This window comes from Streptomyces sp. NPDC056160 (assembly GCF_042268205.1).
In the GTDB taxonomy this organism is placed as follows: Bacteria; Actinomycetota; Actinomycetes; order Streptomycetales; family Streptomycetaceae; genus Streptomyces.
The window spans coordinates 1-2779 of the sequence record NZ_JBHJUW010000301.1 but is presented as its reverse complement, the minus strand read 5'-3'; the positions used below and the strand labels follow the sequence as shown (position 1 = coordinate 2779).

Below are 2779 nucleotides of genomic sequence, written 5' to 3'. Positions count from 1 at the left end.
CGGCCCGCGGGCCGGTGCGGGACGCGGGTGTCAGCCGTGGGGCAGGATGACCGCCCGCCCGTCGATCCGGCCCTCGTGCAGGCGCTCGTAGGCGAGGGGGGCCTCGTCCAGTGTGAAGGTCTGCGTGTGCACGGAGACGGCGCCCGAGCGGGCCAGGGCCAGGACCTCGGCGAGTTCACCGCGGCTGCCCCAGTACGGCGAGCTGACGGACACCTCGAAGGGCAGCACTCCGAAGCCCACGGGGAGTGCGGCACCGCCGATGCCCACCAGGGAGATCTCGCCCTCGACCGCCGCCACGGCGCCGGCGGTGGCGACGGTCGGCTCGGCGCCGACGAAGTCGAACACGGCCTCGGCACCGGCCCCGCCGGTCAGTTCGCGGACGGTGGCGGCGGCCCCGGCGTCGGACAGGACCGTCTCGTGCGCCCCGACCTCGCGGGCGAGCCGCAGCTTGTCCTCGCTGACGTCGAGGGCCACCACGCGGGCCGGGCTCAGGGCGCGCAGCAACTGGATGGCGACGTGACCGAGGCCGCCGGTGCCGATCACCACGGCGGTGGAGCCCGGCACGAGCCGGGGCAGCGCGCGCTTGATCGCGTGGTACGGGGTGAGGCCCGCGTCGGTCAGCGGGACGGCGGCGACCGGGTCGAGGCCGTCCAGCGGAACCAGGTGCCGGGGGTCGTCGACGAGCAGGTACTCGGCCATCGCGCCGGGAGCGCCGAGCCCCGGCGGGCGGATGCCGAGGGCGTCGGCGCGCAGGCAGTAGTTCTCCTTGCCCTCGGCGCACTTGGCACAGGTGCCGCAGCCCCAGGGCCCGTACACGGCGACGTGCTCGCCCTCCGCGAGCCCGCTCACCCCGGCGCCCAGCGCCGCGACGGTGCCCACGCCCTCGTGGCCGAGGGTGAGCGGCAGCGGGTAGGGGAAGGCCTCGGCCGGCCAGCTCATCACCGCGATGTCGGAGTGGCAGACTCCGGCGGCGGTGACCTTCAGGAGGACCTGTCCCGGCCCGGGTTCGGGGTCGGGGACGGTGACCACCTCCGGCGGGGCGCCGATGGTGCGGTACTGCAGTGCCTTCATGGGAGATCGGTCCTTCCTTCGGTGTGCTCGGCGGGTGCTCAGACGGCGGTGTAGGCGCCGTCGACGAGGTGGTAGCTGCCGTGGACGTACGAGGCACGGTCGGACAGCAGGAAGGCGATCAGTTCGGCGACCTCCTCGGCGCGTCCGAGGCGGCCGGCCGGGTGCAGGGCGGTCAGGGAGCGGTGGGCCGCCTCGCCCATGGTGCTGAGCAGCGGGGTCTCGATGAAGCCCGGGCCGACCGCGTTGATCCGGATGCCGCGGGCGGCGTACTCGGCGGCGGCGGTCTTGGTCAGGCCGACGACTCCGTGCTTGGCGGCGACGTAGGCGGGTGAGCCGGCGAAGCCGACCGAGCCGAGGATGGAGGCCACGTTCACGATCGCGCCGCCGGTTCCGGTGGCCTCCAGGGCGGGCAGTTCGTAGCGCAGCGAGTAGAAGACGCCGTCGAGGTTGGTGCGCACGACGCGCTGGTAGGCGTCGATGTCGTAGGCCCCGGTGGGGGCGCTCGGGCCGCCGATGCCGGCGTTGTTCACCGCCAGGTGCAGGGCGCCGAAGGTGTCCTGGGCGAAGGTGACCGCGGCCTCGACGGACTCGGGCCGGGTGACGTCCAGGCGGACGGCGGCGGCCTTGACGCCTGCGGCCGTCAGGTCGGCGGCGGCCTGCTCGGCGCCCTCGGCGTTGAAGTCGGCGATGACGACGTGCGCGCCGCCGGCGCCGAGGCGGCGGGCGGTGGCCAGGCCGATGCCGGAGGCGGCGCCGGTGACGAGGGCGGTGCGGCCGGCGAACTCGGTCGCGTAGTCGGTGAGGGGGGTGGGGGCGGGGGTGGGGGCGGTGCTCATGGTGCGCTCACTTGTCGGTCGTACTGTCGGTGGCCGCGGTCGCGGCCTGGGTGGTCAGGGCGTCGTAGGCCCGCTCGACCAGAGCCGCGAGGTCTGCGGCTCCCGGGGTGCCGTCCCCGGCCGCCCGCGCCCACTGACGCAGGGCGGCGGTGAGGACGCCGGCGGCGGCCCCGACGACGACGGACGGGCGTACGTCCTGGGCGTCGTCGGTGCCGAGCCGGTCGGCGATGATCCGGATCGACTCCTCCTGGGCGTCGACCCGGATGCGTTCGTAGGCGGCGAACAGGGCGGGCTCGTGGTCCAGGAGGGCCAGCAGCCGCCGCATGTCCGGCCGGACCTGCCAGGCTGGGTTCTCCCGGTCGGCGAGCCAGCCGCCGACGGCCCTGCGATAGGCCAGCAGGGGCGGTTCGGCCGCCGGGCGGGCACGCAGCAGGGCGTTGATGCGGTCGCCGTCGCCGCGTACGAAGTCCAGCGCCGCGTCCTCCTTGCCGGTGAAGTTCCGGCTGAACGTGCGGCGGGTCACGTCGGCGCGCTCCGAGATCGCCTCGACGGTCGTGTCGGCCAGGCCGCGCTCCAGGATCAGCTCCAGGGCGGCGGCGGCCAGTGCGTTGCGCGTCTGCCGGGCCTTGCGCCGTCGGCGGTCCTCACGTTCCCCGTCCGGCCTTCCGCGGGGGCCGGGTGCGTCGGGGCCGCCGGGGGTGTCGGCGGGGCCGGCCGGGCTGCTGGAGGGCTGCGTCGCCGTCATGCCCCTCACCGTACACCTGTTATGTCCCGACGGGACATCTGTCCCCATGAGTCATGAGTTCCCCGGGGACCCCGGGGCACCACCGGGGACCCCCCGGGCCCCCCGGGTGGCCCCCGGGGCCCAGACC

The 2779-nt window shown here is 75.4% G+C and carries 3 protein-coding genes; all 3 read right to left on the bottom strand.

All coding sequences use genetic code 11. The annotated features are described in order from the left end of the window. Window positions 1-30: 30 nt before the first annotated feature. From ACFC02_RS42180 to ACFC02_RS42170, 3 genes are read right to left on the bottom strand one after another with little or no spacing between them, the layout of a single operon-like run. A complete protein-coding gene (locus ACFC02_RS42180; RefSeq protein ID WP_376368270.1) occupies window positions 31-1071 on the bottom strand; it encodes an NAD(P)-dependent alcohol dehydrogenase in 1041 nt (346 codons plus the stop codon). 38 nt (window positions 1072-1109) lie between these two features. Further along, window positions 1110-1907: an SDR family NAD(P)-dependent oxidoreductase gene (locus tag ACFC02_RS42175; RefSeq protein WP_376368268.1), complete on the bottom strand. Its 798-nt coding sequence runs from the start codon at window positions 1905-1907 to the stop codon at window positions 1110-1112. A gap of 7 nt (window positions 1908-1914) precedes the next feature. Further along, the gene (locus ACFC02_RS42170) at window positions 1915-2652 is read right to left on the bottom strand and encodes a TetR/AcrR family transcriptional regulator (RefSeq protein WP_376368266.1); all 738 of its coding nucleotides are present in this window, start codon (window positions 2650-2652) and stop codon (window positions 1915-1917) included. Window positions 2653-2779: the final 127 nt, after the last annotated feature.

Coding starts and splice junctions, on each gene's coding strand:
- ACFC02_RS42180 (WP_376368270.1), bottom strand. CDS start 1,071: ATGAAGGCACTGCAGTACCGCACCATCGGCGCCCCGCCGGAGGTGGTC.
- ACFC02_RS42175 (WP_376368268.1), bottom strand. CDS start 1,907: ATGAGCACCGCCCCCACCCCCGCCCCCACCCCCCTCACCGACTACGCG.
- ACFC02_RS42170 (WP_376368266.1), bottom strand. CDS start 2,652: ATGACGGCGACGCAGCCCTCCAGCAGCCCGGCCGGCCCCGCCGACACC.